17 protein-coding genes are annotated in these 14,949 nt (G+C 66.0%); all 17 read left to right on the top strand.

Translation table 11 applies throughout. The features are described from left to right. The first annotated feature begins 39 nt into the window (after positions 1-39). The 17 genes from iscR to der all read left to right on the top strand — a co-directional run bounded on the left by iscR (position 40) and on the right by der (position 14,916). Positions 40-534 carry a Fe-S cluster assembly transcriptional regulator IscR gene (gene iscR, locus I0D00_RS17185; protein ID WP_213641036.1) on the top strand — a complete coding sequence of 165 codons (495 nt, stop codon included), beginning with the start codon at positions 40-42 and terminating at the stop codon, positions 532-534. 49 nt (positions 535-583) lie between these two features. Further along, positions 584-1,798 (top strand): IscS subfamily cysteine desulfurase, encoded by a 1,215-nt coding sequence (locus tag I0D00_RS17180; RefSeq protein ID WP_213641035.1) that lies wholly within the window; start codon positions 584-586, stop codon positions 1,796-1,798. A gap of 44 nt (positions 1,799-1,842) precedes the next feature. Beyond that, positions 1,843-2,229: a Fe-S cluster assembly scaffold IscU gene (gene iscU, locus I0D00_RS17175; protein ID WP_090239371.1), complete on the top strand. Its 387-nt coding sequence runs from the start codon at positions 1,843-1,845 to the stop codon at positions 2,227-2,229. A gap of 12 nt (positions 2,230-2,241) precedes the next feature. Continuing rightward, positions 2,242-2,565, top strand: a complete 324-nt coding sequence (gene iscA, locus I0D00_RS17170) for an iron-sulfur cluster assembly protein IscA (protein ID WP_208708646.1) — start codon at positions 2,242-2,244, stop codon at positions 2,563-2,565. Positions 2,566-2,572: 7 nt separating this feature from the next. Then, positions 2,573-3,094, top strand: coding sequence for a co-chaperone HscB (hscB, locus tag I0D00_RS17165; protein WP_213641034.1), 522 nt, complete (start codon positions 2,573-2,575; stop codon positions 3,092-3,094). Positions 3,095-3,144: 50 nt separating this feature from the next. Next, a complete protein-coding gene (hscA, locus tag I0D00_RS17160) occupies positions 3,145-5,010 on the top strand; it encodes a Fe-S protein assembly chaperone HscA (protein ID WP_213641033.1) in 1,866 nt (621 codons plus the stop codon). Between the two features lie 2 nt (positions 5,011-5,012). Beyond that, complete coding sequence (fdx, locus tag I0D00_RS17155; protein WP_208708649.1) at positions 5,013-5,351, top strand: ISC system 2Fe-2S type ferredoxin; 339 nt, start codon at positions 5,013-5,015, stop codon at positions 5,349-5,351. Positions 5,352-5,373: 22 nt separating this feature from the next. Then, the gene (gene iscX, locus I0D00_RS17150) at positions 5,374-5,574 is read left to right on the top strand and encodes a Fe-S cluster assembly protein IscX (protein ID WP_213641032.1); all 201 of its coding nucleotides are present in this window, start codon (positions 5,374-5,376) and stop codon (positions 5,572-5,574) included. Positions 5,575-5,674: 100 nt separating this feature from the next. Beyond that, positions 5,675-6,106, top strand: coding sequence for a nucleoside-diphosphate kinase (gene ndk / locus I0D00_RS17145; protein ID WP_213641031.1), 432 nt, complete (start codon positions 5,675-5,677; stop codon positions 6,104-6,106). A 24-nt stretch (positions 6,107-6,130) separates the two neighbouring features. Beyond that, positions 6,131-7,279 (top strand): dual-specificity RNA methyltransferase RlmN, encoded by a 1,149-nt coding sequence (gene rlmN / locus I0D00_RS17140; protein WP_213641030.1) that lies wholly within the window; start codon positions 6,131-6,133, stop codon positions 7,277-7,279. A gap of 13 nt (positions 7,280-7,292) precedes the next feature. Next, complete coding sequence (gene pilW, locus I0D00_RS17135; RefSeq protein WP_213641029.1) at positions 7,293-8,051, top strand: type IV pilus biogenesis/stability protein PilW; 759 nt, start codon at positions 7,293-7,295, stop codon at positions 8,049-8,051. Further along, positions 8,051-9,058: a RodZ domain-containing protein gene (locus tag I0D00_RS17130; RefSeq protein ID WP_213641028.1), complete on the top strand. Its 1,008-nt coding sequence runs from the start codon at positions 8,051-8,053 to the stop codon at positions 9,056-9,058. Before pilW ends, I0D00_RS17130 begins: the two co-directional genes overlap by 1 nt. Position 9,059: 1 nt before the next feature. After that, positions 9,060-10,172 carry a flavodoxin-dependent (E)-4-hydroxy-3-methylbut-2-enyl-diphosphate synthase gene (gene ispG / locus I0D00_RS17125; protein ID WP_213641027.1) on the top strand — a complete coding sequence of 371 codons (1,113 nt, stop codon included), beginning with the start codon at positions 9,060-9,062 and terminating at the stop codon, positions 10,170-10,172. A gap of 27 nt (positions 10,173-10,199) precedes the next feature. Continuing rightward, positions 10,200-11,489: a histidine--tRNA ligase gene (gene hisS, locus I0D00_RS17120; RefSeq protein ID WP_213641026.1), complete on the top strand. Its 1,290-nt coding sequence runs from the start codon at positions 10,200-10,202 to the stop codon at positions 11,487-11,489. Positions 11,490-11,524: 35 nt separating this feature from the next. Continuing rightward, on the top strand, positions 11,525-12,169 hold the full coding sequence (locus I0D00_RS17115; protein WP_213641025.1) for a tetratricopeptide repeat protein: 645 nt from the start codon (positions 11,525-11,527) through the stop codon (positions 12,167-12,169). Continuing rightward, complete coding sequence (gene bamB / locus I0D00_RS17110; protein WP_213641024.1) at positions 12,162-13,313, top strand: outer membrane protein assembly factor BamB; 1,152 nt, start codon at positions 12,162-12,164, stop codon at positions 13,311-13,313. The genes I0D00_RS17115 and bamB overlap by 8 nt, the downstream gene beginning before the upstream one ends. 127 nt (positions 13,314-13,440) lie before the next feature. Then, a complete protein-coding gene (der, locus tag I0D00_RS17105; RefSeq protein WP_213641023.1) occupies positions 13,441-14,916 on the top strand; it encodes a ribosome biogenesis GTPase Der in 1,476 nt (491 codons plus the stop codon). Positions 14,917-14,949 lie beyond the last annotated feature (33 nt).

Below are 14,949 nucleotides of genomic sequence, written 5' to 3'. Positions count from 1 at the left end.
GCATACTCGCGGCACACAGTGATCCCGTGGTAACCCTCCATGCGACTGACCACCAAAGGCCGCTACGCCGTCACGGCGATGCTCGACCTCGCGCTCCATGCGCAGCATGGTCCGGTGTCGCTTGCCGACATCTCCGAGCGGCAGGGTATCTCCCTGTCCTATCTGGAGCAGTTGTTCGCCAAGTTGCGGCGCGGCAACCTGGTCTCGAGCGTGCGCGGTCCGGGCGGCGGCTATCAGCTGTCGCGCGACATGCGCGGCATCCAGGTGGCCCAGGTGATCGACGCGGTCAACGAATCGGTCGACGCCACCCGTTGTCAGGGGCAGGGCGACTGTCATGCGGGTGATACCTGCCTGACCCATCACCTGTGGTGCGACCTCAGTCAGCAAATTCACGAATTCCTCAGTGGCATCAGCCTCGCCGACCTGGTGGCGCGCCGCGAGGTGCAGGAAGTCGCTCAGCGTCAGGATCAGCGTCGCTGCAGCAGTGGCTTGATGCCGCATCTGGACAAGATTGAAGCGTCCACCGTCGATTGAATGCAAGGGCGCCGGGCTGCGAGGCCTGTGACCTGATAGGAGAGAGTCAATGAAATTGCCGATTTACCTCGATTATTCCGCCACCACGCCGGTCGACCCGCGTGTCGCCCAGAAGATGAGTGAGTGCCTGCTGGTCGATGGCAACTTCGGTAACCCGGCGTCGCGCTCCCACGTGTTCGGCTGGAAGGCCGAAGAAGCGGTGGAGAACGCCCGCCGCCAGGTCGCCGAACTGGTCAATGCGGACCCCCGCGAGATCGTCTGGACTTCCGGTGCCACCGAGTCCGACAACCTGGCGATCAAGGGTGTGGCCAACTTCTACGGCAGCAAAGGCAAGCACCTGGTCACCTCGAAGATCGAGCACAAGGCGGTCCTCGACACCATGCGCCAGCTGGAGCGCGAGGGCTTCGAGGTCACCTACATCGAGCCGGGCGAAGACGGTCTGATCACTCCGGCCATGGTCGAGGCGGCCCTGCGCGATGACACCGTCCTGGTGTCGATCATGCACGTGAACAACGAGATCGGCACGATCAACGACATCGCCGCCATCGGCGAGCTGACCCGCTCCCGCGGCGTGCTGTTCCATGTCGATGCCGCCCAGTCCACCGGCAAGGTGGAGATCGATCTGGAGAAGCTCAAGGTCGACCTGATGTCCTTCTCGGCGCACAAGACCTATGGCCCCAAGGGCGTCGGTGCGCTGTACGTGCGCCGTAAGCCGCGCGTGCGTCTCGAGGCGCAGACCCATGGTGGCGGGCACGAGCGCGGCATGCGCTCCGGCACCCTGGCCACTCACCAGTGCGTCGGCATGGGTGAGGCCTTCCGTATCGCCAAGGAGGAGATGGCTCAGGAAAACCAGCGCGTGCTGGCCCTGCGCGACCGCTTCTTCGCCCAGGTCGATGGCCTGGAAGAGCTGTACGTCAACGGCAGCCTGACCGCCCGCGTACCGCACAATCTCAACCTGAGCTTCAACTACGTCGAGGGTGAGTCGCTGATCATGGCGCTCAAGGACCTGGCGGTTTCCTCCGGTTCGGCCTGCACCTCGGCCTCCCTGGAGCCGTCCTACGTGCTGCGCGCCCTGGGCCGCAACGACGAGCTGGCGCACAGTTCCATCCGCTTCACCTTCGGTCGTTTCACCACCGAGGAAGAGGTGGACTACGCCGCGCAGAAGGTTCGCGAGGCGGTCACCAAGCTGCGCGAGCTGTCGCCGCTGTGGGACATGTACAAAGACGGTGTCGATCTGTCGAAGATCGAATGGGCAGCACACTAATCTAGCTGCCGAAGAGCGGCACCTGATGAGAGAGGAATAGCAGCATGGCATACAGTGAAAAGGTCATCGACCATTACGAGAACCCGCGCAACGTCGGCAAGATGGATGCCGAAGACCCCAGTGTCGGCACCGGCATGGTCGGCGCGCCGGCCTGCGGTGACGTGATGCGTCTGCAGATCAAGGTCAACGAGCAGGGCGTGATCGAAGACGCCAAGTTCAAGACCTATGGCTGCGGTTCGGCCATCGCCTCCAGTTCCCTTGCCACCGAGTGGATGAAGGGCAAGACCCTGGACGAGGCCGAGACCATCAAGAACACCCAGCTGGCCGAGGAGCTGGCGCTGCCGCCGGTGAAGATCCACTGCTCGGTGCTCGCCGAGGACGCCATCAAGGCGGCCGTGCGTGACTACAAGCAGAAGAAAGGCTTGCTCTAAGGAGGTATGTCGATGGCTATCAGCATGACTGAAGCTGCCGCGCAGCACGTGCGCCGCTCCCTCGAAGGGCGCGGCAAGGGCGAAGGCATTCGCCTGGGCGTGCGCACCACCGGCTGTTCCGGCCTGGCCTATGTGCTGGAGTTCGTCGACGAGCCGGCCAGCGAGGACCAGGTGTTCGAGAGTCACGGCGTCAAGGTGATCATCGACCCGAAGAGCCTGGTGTACCTCGACGGCACCGAGCTGGACTTCGTCAAGGAAGGGTTGAACGAGGGTTTCAAGTTCAACAATCCCAACGTGCGCGGCGAATGCGGCTGCGGCGAGAGCTTCAATATCTGAGGCGCTTGTGGGAAGTCCTTGTCATTTTGCCCTGTTCGACCTGCAACCGAGTTTCCGCCTGGATCTCGACGACCTGGCCGCGCGCTATCGCGAGCTGGCCCGCGGCGTTCACCCGGATCGCTTCGCCGATGCTTCCGAGCGTGAGCAGCGCCTTGCCCTGGAGCGCTCGGCCAGCCTCAACGAGGCCTACCAGACGCTCCGGCATGCGCCGCAGCGTGCGCGCTACCTGTTGACCCTGAGCGGCCCCGAGTTGCCGCTGGAGGTCACGGTGCAGGATCCGGGCTTCCTGATGCAGCAGATGCACTGGCGCGAAGAGCTCGAGGAGCTGCAGGACAGCGCCGACCTGTCTGGCGTGGCCGCGTTCAAGCGACGCCTCAAGGTGGCTCAGGACGAGCTGAACGAAAGTTTCGCCGGCTGCTGGGATGATCCGGCGCGGCGCGAGGAGGCCGAGCGCCTGATGCGCCGCATGCAGTTCCTCGACAAGCTCGCCCATGAGGTGCGCCAGTTGGAAGAGCGCCTCGACGACTAACGCTCGCAGTCAGCCTGCGTACCTGAAATCCAGATAAGCACTTATTAATCATGGCCTTACTGCAGATCGCTGAGCCCGGACAGAGCCCCCAGCCACACCAGCGTCGCTTGGCTGTGGGGATCGATCTGGGTACTACCAATTCATTGGTCGCCGCCTTGCGCAGCGGCCTGTCCGAGCCGCTGCCGGATGCCGAGGGGCGGGTGATACTGCCCTCGGCGGTGCGTTATCACGCCGACCGGGTCGAGGTGGGCGAGGCCGCCAAGGCGGCTGCCGCCGGCGACCCGTTGAATACCGTGCAGTCGGTCAAGCGCCTGATGGGGCGTGGCCTGGCGGACGTCAAGCAACTGGGCGATCAGCTGCCCTATCGCTTCGTCGGCGGCCAGTCGCATATGCCCTTCATCGAGACGGTGCAGGGACCGAAGAGCCCGGTCGAGGTCTCGGCCGACATCCTCAAGGTGCTGCGCCAGCGTGCCGAGAACACCCTCGGCGGTGAGCTGGTCGGTGCGGTGATCACGGTGCCGGCCTATTTCGACGAGGCCCAGCGCCAGGCCACCAAGGATGCCGCGCGGCTGGCCGGCCTGAACGTACTGCGCCTGCTCAACGAGCCGACCGCGGCGGCCGTGGCCTACGGCCTGGACCAGCAGGCCGAGGGCGTGGTGGCGATCTACGACCTGGGCGGCGGTACCTTCGATATCTCCATCCTGCGCCTGACCCGTGGCGTGTTCGAGGTGCTGGCCACCGGTGGCGACAGTGCCCTGGGCGGCGACGACTTCGATCACGCCATCGCCGGCTGGATAGTCGAGCAGGCCGGCCTGTCCGCCGACCTGGATCCGGGTGCCCAGCGCAGCTTGTTGAGCGAAGCCTGCGCGGCGAAGGAGGCGCTCAGCGCCAGTGCCGCCGTCGAGGTGAGCCATAGTGCCTGGCGCGGCGTGCTGACGCGCGAGCACTTCGAGGCGCTGATCGAGCCGATGCTGGCGCGCAGCCTCAAGGCCTGTCGCCGCGCCGTGCGCGACGCCGGGATCGAGCTGGAGGAGGTCGAGGCGGTGGTCATGGTCGGTGGCTCTACCCGAGTGCCGCGTGTGCGCCAGGCGGTCAGCGAAATGTTCGGCCGCCAGCCGCTGACCGATATCGACCCGGACCAGGTGGTTGCCATCGGCGCGGCGATCCAGGCCGATACCCTGGCCGGCAACCAGCGCGGCGAGGGCGAGGAACTGCTGCTGCTGGACGTGATCCCGCTGTCCCTGGGGCTGGAGACCATGGGCGGCCTGATGGAAAAGGTGATTCCGCGCAACACCACCATTCCGGTGGCGCGGGCCCAGGAATTCACCACCTACAAGGACGGCCAGACGGCCATGATGATTCATGTGCTGCAGGGCGAGCGCGAGCTGATCAGTGACTGCCGCTCGCTGGCGCGTTTCGAGTTGCGTGGCATTCCGCCTATGGTGGCCGGGGCGGCGAAGATTCGCGTGACCTTCCAGGTCGATGCCGACGGTCTGCTCGGGGTGTCGGCGCGCGAGCTGGCGTCCGGGGTGGAGGCGAGCATTCAGGTCAAGCCGTCCTACGGCCTGACCGATGGCGAGATCGCGCGGATGCTGCAGGACTCCTTCCAGCATGCCGGCAACGACAAGGCAGCGCGTGCACTGCGCGAGCAGCAGGTCGATGCCCGGCGCCTGCTCGAGGCTGTCGAGGCGGCGCTGCAGGTCGATGGCGAGCGCCTGCTGAGCGCCGACGAGCGCCTGGCCATCGAGGCACAGATGGACGAGTTGCGCGAGCTGATGGCGGGCGACGACGGCCTGGCCATCGAGCAGCAGACCAAGCGCCTGACCCAGTTGACCGACGCCTTCGCGGCGCGGCGCCTGGATGCCACGGTTAAGGCCGCATTGGCCGGCCGTAGTCTTAACGAGATTGAGGAATAAGCATGCCGCAGTTGATTTTTCTGCCCCACGCCGAGCATTGCCCCGAGGGCGCGGTGATCGAGGTGGAATCGGGCGAGACGGTGCTCAATGCCGCCCTGGCTCATGGCATCGATATCGAGCATGCCTGTGAGAAGTCCTGCGCCTGCACCACCTGTCACGTGGTGATTCGCGAGGGTTTCAACTCCCTGGAGCCGTCCGACGAGCTGGAGGACGACATGCTCGACAAGGCCTGGGGGCTGGAGCCGAATTCGCGGCTGTCCTGCCAGGCGGTGGTGGCGGACCAGGATCTGGTGGTGGAGATTCCCAAGTACACCATCAACCAGGTGTCCGAAGGTCACTGAACCCTTAGCGAAGGAGCAGGTCATGAGTCTGAAATGGACCGATGTGCTGGAGATCGCCATCCAGCTCGCCGAGATCAAGCCGGAAGTCGATCCGCGCTACGTCAACTTCGTCGATCTGCACCGCTGGGTGCTGGATTTGCCGGAGTTCGCCGACGATCCCCAGCGCGGTGGCGAGAAGGTCCTCGAGGCGATCCAGGCGGCCTGGATCGAAGAACTCGACTGAGCCGGGCGCCGGCTCGGCGCCACCCTACGCATTTAACCGGAACCCGCGTATAATTCGCGGGTTTAATTTTTCGCTTTAATCCCTGTTTCTGGAGTTTTTCATGGCCGTTCAACGTACCTTCTCCATCATCAAGCCTGACGCCGTCGCCAAGAACCACATCGGCGAGATCACCACTCGCTTCGAAAAGGCCGGCCTGCGCGTCGTCGCCTCGAAGATGGTCCAGCTGTCCGAGCGCGAAGCCGCTGGTTTCTACGCCGAGCACAGCGAGCGCGGCTTCTTCAAGGACCTGGTTGCCTTCATGACCTCCGGTCCGGTCATCGTGCAGGTGCTGGAAGGCGAAGAGGCCATCGCCAAGAACCGCGAGCTGATGGGCGCCACCAACCCGAAGGAAGCCGCTGCCGGCACCATCCGTGCCGACTTCGCCGTGTCCATCGACGAGAACGCCGTGCACGGTTCCGACTCCGAGGCGTCCGCCGCTCGCGAGATCGCCTACTTCTTCGCTTCCACCGAAGTGTGCGCGCGCATTCGCTAAGGCGAACCACGCGAGGGTGAAGCCATGACTGAAGCTACCGGCAAGATCAACCTGCTGGGTCTGACCCAGCCGGAAATGGAGCAGTTCTTCGAGCAGATAGGCGAGAAGCGCTTCCGGGCCGGCCAGGTGATGAAATGGATTCACCACTTTGGCGTCGATGACTTCGATGCCATGAGCAATGTCGGCAAGGCCTTGCGCGAGAAGCTCAAGGCCTGTGCCGAGATTCGCGGCCCGGAAGTGGTCAGCGAAGACATTTCCACCGACGGCACGCGCAAGTGGGTGGTGCGGGTGGCGTCCGGCAGCTGCGTCGAGACCGTGTACATTCCGCAAGGCGGACGTGGCACGCTGTGCGTCTCGTCCCAGGCCGGCTGTGCCCTGGACTGCAGCTTCTGCTCCACCGGCAAGCAAGGTTTCAACAGCGATCTGAGCGCCGCCGAGGTGATCGGCCAGGTGTGGATCGCCAACAAGTCATTCGGCACCGTGCCGGCGAAGGCCGATCGCGCCATCACCAACGTGGTGATGATGGGCATGGGCGAGCCGCTGCTGAATTTCGACAACGTCGTCGCCGCCATGAAGATCATGATGGACGACCTCGGCTATGGCATCTCCAAGCGCAAGGTGACCCTGTCCACCTCGGGCGTGGTGCCGATGATCGACAAGCTCGGCGAGGTCATCGACGTGTCGCTGGCGCTGTCGCTGCACGCACCGAACGACGAGCTGCGCAACCAGCTGGTGCCGATCAACAAGAAGTACCCCCTGGACATGCTGCTGGCGGCCTGCAAGCGCTACGTCTCGCGTCTCGGCGAGAAGCGCGTGCTGACCATCGAGTACACCCTGCTCAAGGATGTCAACGATCAGCCGGGCCATGCTGAGGAGATGATCGCACTTCTCAAGGATGTGCCTTGCAAGATCAACCTGATTCCGTTTAATCCCTTTCCCCACTCCGGGTACGAACGGCCGAGCAATAATGCCATCCGCCGTTTCCAGGACCTGCTGCACAAGGCCGGGCACAACGTCACCGTGCGCACCACCCGTGGCGAAGACATCGACGCCGCCTGTGGCCAACTGGTCGGTCAGGTCATGGATCGTACCCGCCGCAGCGCGCGCTACATCGCCGTGCGTCAATTGAGCGGCGAGGCGGACACGACGCCGTCTGCCGCCGATCGAACCTGAAGAGAGGAAACCCATGACCCTGCGCCCAGCGCTGTTCTTATTCATCGCCAGCCTGCTGGCCGGATGCGTATCGACCGGCGACGTCGACCCGATGAGAACCGACAAGGGGCGCGACGAGGCGCGTGATGCCTATGTGCAGCTGGGCCTCGGCTATCTGCAGAGTGGCGCCAGCGAGCGGGCCAAGGTGCCGCTCAAGAAGGCCCTGCAGCTCGATCCTGCCGACGCGAACGCCCATGCGGCCCTGGCCCTGGTCTTCCAGATCGAGATGGAGCCCAAGCTGGCCGACGAACACTATCGCAAGGCCCTGGCGCAGCGCGGCGACGATGCCCGCCTGCTGAACAACTACGGCAGCTTCCTGTTCGAGCAGGAGCGTTACCAGGAGGCGCTCGAGCGCTACCAGCAGGCGGCCCGGGACAACCTCTACCCAGAGCGTTCGCGGGTATTCGAGAACCTCGGCCTGACCGCCCTGAAACTCGACCAGCGCGAACAGGCCAAGGCCTACTTCGAGCGTTCGCTGCGGCTCAACAGCCGCCAGCCGCGGGCGCTGTTGGAGCTGGCTCAGATGTATTTCGACGACCGTCAGTACGTGCCGGCGCGCCGCTACTACGACAGCTACAGCGCCCTGGCCGAGCAGAACGCGCGCAGCCTGCTGCTCGGTGCGCGCCTGGCGAAAATCTTCCAGGATCGCGACACCGCGGCCAGCCTCGGCTTGCAGTTGAGACGTCTCTATCCCGGTACCCCGGAATATCAGCAATACCTGTCGGAGCAATGATGAAAACGGCGCATTCCGAAGTAGCAGTGGCCCCGCAGGTCAATCCTGGCGAATCCTTGCGCGTTGCCCGTGAAGGCAAGGGCTGGACGATCGCCGAGGTCGCCGCCCAGCTCAACCTGACGCCCCAGCGCCTGGGGCAGATCGAGGACGGCGCCTTCGACCAGCTGCCGGGCCACACCTTCGCCCGGGGCTATATCCGTGCCTATGGCAAGCTGCTGGGCCTGGACCAGGCGCGCCTGGTGCTGGAGTTCGATCAGTTCACCGGCAGCAACGCCACCGGCAGCAGCGTGCACAGCCTCGGCCGTATCGAGCAGCCGCTGAGCTATTCGCAGCAGGTCCTGCGCTTCGTCAGCCTGGCGGTGCTGGTGGTACTGGTTGGCGCGGGCTTCTACTGGTGGCAGGAGCAGGGGCAGCGACCACTCGAGGACTCGGCCTCGACCAGCCTCGAGCATGTCGAAGTGGAGGGGGTCGACGGCACCACCCAGCTGCACGCCCTGGACGAGCCCGAGGATCAGGCGGTGGAGGCGGCCCAGGAGACGACGCAACTGGCCCTCGCGGATGCGCCGGCGGAGCAGGGCGAACCGGCGGCCGCCCAGGCGGCGCTCGAGCAGCTTGCAGCGCCGCTCGTTGCCGAGGCGTCCAGCGCCGTGGCGGCTCCGGCGGTCCCGGCAGAGCCTGTGGCCGCGGCCGCCAGCGTGGAGCAGACCGAAGCAACTGACGCGGTAGCCGAAGAGGTCGCCCAGCCCCCGGCGCTGGCTGCCGGCGAGGGCATGGTGCAGGTGACCTTCACCGCCGACTGCTGGACCCAGCTGACCGACGCCAATGGCAAGGTCCTGGTCAGTGCGCTCAAGCGCAGCGGCGACAGCCTGGCGCTGGCCGGCCAGGCGCCACTGGAGCTGCGCCTGGGCTTCGCCCGCGGTGCACAGGTGAGTTACAACGGCAAGCCGGTCGATGTCACGCCCTTCGTCACGGGCGAGACCGCGCGCCTGAAACTGGGTGGGCAATAAGATGCATTGCGAATCGCCGATCAAGCGTCGTCTGTCACGCAAAATCTGGGTGGGTTCGGTGCCGGTGGGCGGTGATGCGCCCATCTCGGTGCAGAGCATGACCAATACCGACACCAACGACGTAGCCGCCACCGTGGCGCAGATCCGCCGACTGGAAGAGGCCGGTGCCGACATCGTGCGGGTCTCGGTGCCGGACATGGACGCCGCCGAGGCCTTCGGCAAGATCAAGCAGCAGGTCAACCTGCCGCTGGTCGCCGACATTCACTTCGATTACCAGATCGCCCTGCGGGTGGCCCAGCTGGGCGTCGACTGCCTGCGCATCAACCCCGGCAATATCGGCCGCGAGGACCGCGTGCGGGCCGTGGTCGAGGCCGCGCGGGACAAGGGCATCCCGATCCGCATCGGGGTCAATGCCGGCTCCCTGGAGAAGGACCTGCAGAAGAAGTACGGCGAGCCGACCCCGGCGGCGCTGGTCGAGTCGGCACTGCGCCATGTCGAGCACCTGGACCGCCTGAACTTCCCGGACTTCAAGGTCAGCGTCAAGGCCTCCGACGTGTTCATGGCGGTCGAGGCGTACCGCCTGCTGGCCAAGCAGATCGAGCAGCCGCTGCACCTGGGCATCACCGAGGCCGGCGGCCTGCGCTCCGGCACGGTGAAGTCGGCGGTGGGCCTGGGCATGCTGCTGGCCGAGGGCATCGGCGATACCATCCGCATCTCCCTGGCGGCCGATCCGGTGGAGGAGATCAAGGTCGGCTTCGACATCCTCAAGTCGTTGCGCCTGCGCTCCCGTGGCATCAACTTCATCGCCTGCCCGAGCTGCTCGCGGCAGAACTTCGATGTGGTCAAGACCATGAACGAGCTGGAGGCGCGGGTCGAGGACCTGCTGGTGCCGCTGGACGTGGCGGTGATCGGCTGCGTGGTCAACGGTCCCGGCGAGGCCAAGGAGGCCCATGTCGGCCTCACCGGCGGCACGCCGAACAACCTGGTGTACATCGATGGCAAACCGGCGCAGAAACTGAACAACGACCACCTGGTGGACGAACTGGAGCGTCTGATCCGCCAGAAAGCCGCCGAAAAGGTCGCCGCGGAGGCCGCGCTGATCGTGCGCGGCTGACTGCACCCGAACTGTTAAGGAATCGAATTGAGCAAGTCCCTGCAAGCCATCCGTGGCATGAACGACATCCTGCCCGAGCAGACCCCGCTCTGGCGCTACTTCGAAGACAGCGTCGCGCGCCTGCTGGATGGCTACGGCTACCGGCAGATCCGCATGCCGATCGTCGAGTTCACCGAGCTGTTCAAGCGCTCGATCGGCGAGGTCACCGACATCGTCGAGAAGGAGATGTACACCTTCGCCGACCGCAACGGCGATTCCCTGACCCTGCGCCCTGAGGGCACCGCCGCCTGCGTGCGGGCGGTGCTCGAGCATGGCCTGGCCGGTGCCGGGCAGAGCCAGAAGCTCTGGTACATCGGCCCGATGTTCCGTCACGAGCGGCCGCAGAAGGGCCGCTACCGCCAGTTCCACCAGATCGGCGTGGAGGTCTTCAATGTCGACGGCCCGGATATCGACGCCGAGCTGATCGTGCTGACCTGGCGTCTCTGGGGCCTGCTGGGCCTGCGCGACGCGGTGACCCTGGAGCTCAACAGCCTGGGCACCAGCGCGGCCCGGGCGGTCTATCGCGAGGCCCTGGTCGAGTACCTGACGGCCCGCGTCGAGCAGCTCGACGAGGACAGCCGCCGGCGCCTGAGCAGCAACCCGCTGCGCGTGCTCGACAGCAAGAGCCCGGAAACCCAGGCGCTGCTGGCCGATGCGCCGCGGCTGGCGGACTACCTGGACGAGGAATCACGGGGGCACTTCGAGGGGCTGAAGGCGCGCCTGGATGCTGCCGGCATTCCCTACGTGATCAACCCCAAGCTGGTGCGCGGCCTGGATTACTACAGCAAGACCGTGTTCGAGTGGACCACCGACAGGCTCGGCGCCCAGGGTACTGTGTGCGCCGGCGGCCGCTACGATGGTCTGGTCGAGCAGATGGGCGGCAAGCCGACCCCGGGCGTCGGCTTCGCCATGGGCATCGAACGCCTGGTGTTGCTGCTCGAGACCCTGGAGCTGGTGCCGGCGCAGATCGCCCGTCAGGTCGACGTCTACCTGTGCGCCTTCGGCGAGCCGGCGGAGCTGGCGGCCCTGGCCCTGGCCGAGCGCCTGCGTGACCAGCTGCCGGGCCTGCGCCTGCAGGTCAATGCCGGTGCCGGCAGCTTCAAGAGTCAGCTGAAGAAGGCCGACAAGAGCGGCGCGCTCTACGCGCTGGTCTTGGGAGAAGACGAACTGGCCCGGCAAGTGGTAGGTTGCAAGCCGCTGCGGGATCAGGGCGAGCAACAAAGCATCGCCTGGGATGCCCTGGCCGAGCGCCTGGCACCCTGCCTCGAGCAGGCTTAACAGCACACGCCGATTTAGCGAATAGGAGTATTGGGGTGGAGTCGCGTACCGAAGAAGAACAGCTGGCGGTAATCAAGGAATGGTGGCAGCGCAACGGCATGCCGTTGCTCACCGGCGCGCTGTTGGCGCTGGTGCTGGTGTTCGGCTGGCAGGGCTGGCAGAAGTACCAGAGCAGCCAGGCGCAGAATGCCTCGGTGCTCTACCAGCAACTGCTGGAGACCGCGCTCAACCCGAGCGGCGAGCCCGATGCGGCCAAGGTCGCCGAGCTGGGCAAGCGGCTCAAGGATGAATTCGGCGGCAGCCACTACGCCCAGTACGGCAGTCTGTTCGTCGCCAAGGTGGCGGTCGAGTCCGGCAAGCTGGAAGACGCCGCGGCCGAGCTGCAGACGGTCGTCGAGCAGCCGGCGGACGACACCCTGGGCGAACTGGCGCGCCAGCGCCTGGCCCGTGTCCTGGCCGCCCAGGACCAGGCCGAAGCCGCTCTGCAATTGCTCGATGGCGATGCCGAGCAGGCCTACCTGGCCAGCCGCGAGGAGCTCAAGGGCGACTTGCTGGTGAGCCTGGGCCGCGACGACGAGGCCCACGCCGCCTACCTCAAGGCCAAGGCCGCACTGGCGGAAGACGCCGCGGTGGGCGGCCTGCAGATGAAGCTCGACGACCTGGCAAAAGGGGATGCGTGACGTGATGCGTTGGAAGAATGCCGCGCTGTTGGCCCTGGCCGTGCTGGCCGTGGGCTGCAGCAGCAACAGTAAAAAGGAACTGCCGCCTGCCGAGCTGACCGACTTCGAGGAAGAGGTGCAGCTGCAGAAGGAGTGGAGTCGCTCGATCGGCGAGGGCCAGGGCGAGACCTTCAACATGCTGGTGCCGGCGGTCGACGGCGACAGCATCTACGCCGCCGACGTCGAGGGCCTGGTCATGGCGCTGGACCGCAGGAGCGGCAAGGTGCTGTGGAAGCAGGAGCTCGAGGCGCCGGTGTCCGGTGCGGTCGGTGCCGGTTACGGCCTGGTCCTGCTGGGCACCCTCAAGGGCGAGATCATCGCCCTGGACACCGCCTCCGGCGAGGAGAAGTGGCGCGCACGGGTGACCAGCGAAGTGCTGGCGGCGCCGGCAAGCAACGGTGACGTGGTGCTGGTGCAGACCCAGGACGATCGCCTGATCGCCCTGGATGCCGACACCGGCAGCCAGCGCTGGATCTTCGAGAACACCCCGGCGGTGCTGACCCTGCGCGGCACCGGTAGCCCGGTGCTGACCAATCGCCTGGCCATCGCCGGCCTGTCCAGCGGCAAGGTCATCGCCCTGGATGCCCAGCGCGGCCTGCCGGTCTGGGAGCAGCGCGTGGCGGTGCCGCAGGGGCGCTCCGAGCTGGACCGGGTGGTGGACATCGACGGCGGCCTGCTGCTGTCCGGCGGTACCCTCTACGCGGTCAGCTACCAGGGTCGCGTCGCCGCGCTGGACCTGGAGAGCGGGCGCATCCTCTGGCAGCGCGAGGCCTCCAGTTCGGTGGGCGTGGCCCAGGGCTACGGCAACGTCTATGTCAGCCTGGCCAGCGGCACGGTGGAAGGCATCGACGAGCGCAGCGCCTCGGCGCTGTGGAGCAACGACGCCCTGGCGCGCCGTCAGCTGTCGGCGCCGGAGGTCTTCTCCAGCTATGTGGCTTTCGGCGACCTGGAAGGCTACCTGCACCTGATCAGTCAGGTGGACGGCCGCTTCGTCGGTCGCGAGCGCATCGACAGCGACGGCCTGCGCGCGCGTCCGCTGGTGGTCGGCGAGTGGCTGTACGCCTATGGCAACGGCGGCAAGCTGGTGGCCTTGACCATCAAGTGAGCCGGCGCTAGAGGGCCAGGCTAGACTGCACGGCGAGGCCGTGCGGCGGCTCGGCCCGCGCTGTGAATTCGGCCGCTGCCCTGGCAGCGGCCTTTGTATTTTCTGAAATAACGTAGTGGAGAGCCTAATGGTTCCCGTAATTGCCCTGGTGGGCCGCCCCAACGTCGGCAAGTCGACCCTCTTCAACCGCTTGACCAGGACCCGCGACGCCATCGTCGGCGACCTCTCCGGGTTGACCCGCGACCGCCAGTACGGCGAGGCCAAGTGGCAGGGCCGCACCTATATCGTCATCGACACCGGGGGCATCTCCGGTGACGAGGAGGGCATCGACGCGAAGATGGCCGAGCAGTCCCTGCAGGCCATCGAAGAGGCCGATGCGGTGCTGTTCCTGGTCGACGCCCGGGCCGGGCTGTCGGCCTCCGACCAGATGATCGGCGAGCACCTGCGCAAGCGTAACAAGCACAGCTTCCTGGTGGTGAACAAGGTCGACAACCTCGACACCGACCTGGCGCGCGCCGAGTTCAGCCCCCTGGGCATGGGCGAGGCCCTGGCCATCGCCGGGGCCCACGGCCGCGGCATCACCCAGATGCTCGAGGCGGTGCTCGGCGGCTTTCCCAAGGATGCCGGCGAGCCGGCGGAGGGCGAGGAGGCCGAAGAGGTGGCCGAGGGCGAGGAGGCCAAGCGCATTCCCGGACCCAGCGAGAAGGACGGCATCAAGCTGGCGATCATCGGTCGGCCCAACGTCGGCAAGTCGACCCTGGTCAACCGCATGCTCGGCGAGGACCGGGTGATCGTCTACGACCAGGCCGGCACCACCCGCGACAGCATCTACATCCCCTTCGAGCGCGACGGCGAGAAGTACACCCTGATCGACACCGCCGGCGTGCGCCGCCGCGGCAAGATCTTCGAGGCGGTGGAAAAGTTCTCGGTGGTCAAGACCCTGCAGGCGATCCAGGACTCCAACGTGGTGGTGTTCGTCATGGATGCCCGCGAGGGCGTGGTCGACCACGACCTCAACCTGCTCGGCTTCGTCCTGGAGAGCGGCCGCGCCCTGGTCATCGCCCTGAACAAGTGGGACGGCATGGAGCCGAGCGAGCGCGACTACGTGAAGACCGAGCTGCAGCGTCGGCTGTTCTTCGTCGACTTCGCCGACATCCACTTCATCTCGGCGCTGCACGGCACCGGCGTCGGCCACCTGTACAAGTCGGTGCAGGCCTCGTTCCAGTCGGCCATCACCCGCTGGCCGACCAGCCGCCTGACCCAGATCCTCGAGGACGCGGTGCGCGAGCACCAGCCGCCGCTGGTCAACGGCCGCCGCATCAAGCTGCGCTATGCCCACCTCGGTGGCGCCAACCCGCCGCTGATCGTGATTCACGGCAACCAGGTGGAGTCGGTGCCGCGGGCCTACTCGCGCTACCTGGAGAACACCTACCGCCGCGTGCTCAAGCTGGTCGGCACGCCGATTCGCATCGAGTACAAGGGCGGCGAGAACCCCTACGAGGACAAGAAGAACACCCTCACCGACCGCCAGGTGAACAAGAAACGCCGCCTGATGAGCCACCACAAGAAGGCCGAGAAGAAGCGCAAGGACAAGAGGCGCTGATTCTTCCCGCCCGGCTGTAACCCAAGGCGCCTG

It is taken from the genome of Pseudomonas lalucatii (genome assembly GCF_018398425.1).
GTDB classification, from domain to species: domain Bacteria; phylum Pseudomonadota; class Gammaproteobacteria; order Pseudomonadales; family Pseudomonadaceae; genus Aquipseudomonas; species Aquipseudomonas lalucatii.
Note: the sequence above shows the minus strand (reverse complement) of the source record. Positions and strands in the feature narration are given on the sequence as shown.